Genomic DNA, 926 nt, shown 5'->3' with positions numbered 1-926 from the left:
CGAACTCCGGCCGAGGGGTCAGCGGGGGGCTAGGGCCAGGTCGGGATCCAGGGTCGGGGTGGGGGCCGGGGTGCGGCGGTGGCGCAGCTGAATCGGGAGCACCACCAGCGCCACCAGCGCCCCGATCGCGCCGGTGACCGCGAAGCCCCACGCGGGCGCGGAGGCGTCGATCACCGCGCCGGCCAGCGGCGCGCCGAGCGCGATGCCCACCGTCACGGCGGAGCCGTGCAGCCCCATCGCCACACCGCGTACGGAGGGCGGGGCCAGCCGGCTGACCGCGTCGGAGGTGGACGCGAGGGTGGGCGCGCAGAGCGCACCGGCCGGGATCAGCGCGAGACAGAGCAGCCACCAGTGCGATCCGCCCAGCCCGACCGGGATGGTGGCGAGGCTCAGCACCGCCACCAGCGCCAGCGGGGAGAACGAGCGGCGTACCGCGCCGTACGCGAAGCCACCCACCAGCGAGGCGACCGCCCAGGCGGCGAGCACGACGCCGGTCCAGCCGACCTCGCCGCCGGAGCGGAGCACGGCGACCACTGCGACGTCGGTGCCGCCGAGCACGAGGGTGGCGGCGAGGCTGACCGCCAGCACGGCGAGCAGGCGCGGGGTGAGCCACTCGCGGCGGTGTACCGGGCGCTGCGGCCCGGTCTGCTCGTCGGCGGCCCGCACCGGCGGGTTGAGCAGCCAGAAGCAGATGCCGGAGCCGACGATCCCGGCGCCGACCGCCCACAGCGTCAGGCGCGGCGTGACGGCGGTGGCCAGGGCGACGGCGAGCGCCGGGCCGACCATGAACGACAGCTCCATCGCCATCGAGTCCAGCGCGTACGCGGGGCGGCGCTTCTCGGCCGGCACGAGCGCGGCGATCGACTGGCGGATCATCGAGAAGATCGGCAGCGCGAGCAGCCCGGCGAGGAACGCGGCCGGCAGCA

The 926-nt window shown here is 76.5% G+C and carries 1 protein-coding gene; it reads right to left on the bottom strand.

Going from position 1 to position 926, the window contains the following annotated elements; translation table 11 throughout:
- Positions 1–18 precede the first annotated feature (18 nt).
- Positions 19–926: MFS transporter (locus tag KBX39_RS32040; RefSeq protein ID WP_210874168.1), on the bottom strand; the 908-nt coding region annotated here is incomplete at its 5' end.

Source organism: Micromonospora sp. D75 (genome assembly GCF_018070405.1).
Classification (GTDB): domain Bacteria; phylum Actinomycetota; class Actinomycetes; order Mycobacteriales; family Micromonosporaceae; genus Micromonospora; species Micromonospora chalcea.
This window is presented reverse-complemented; position numbering and strand designations above follow the sequence as displayed.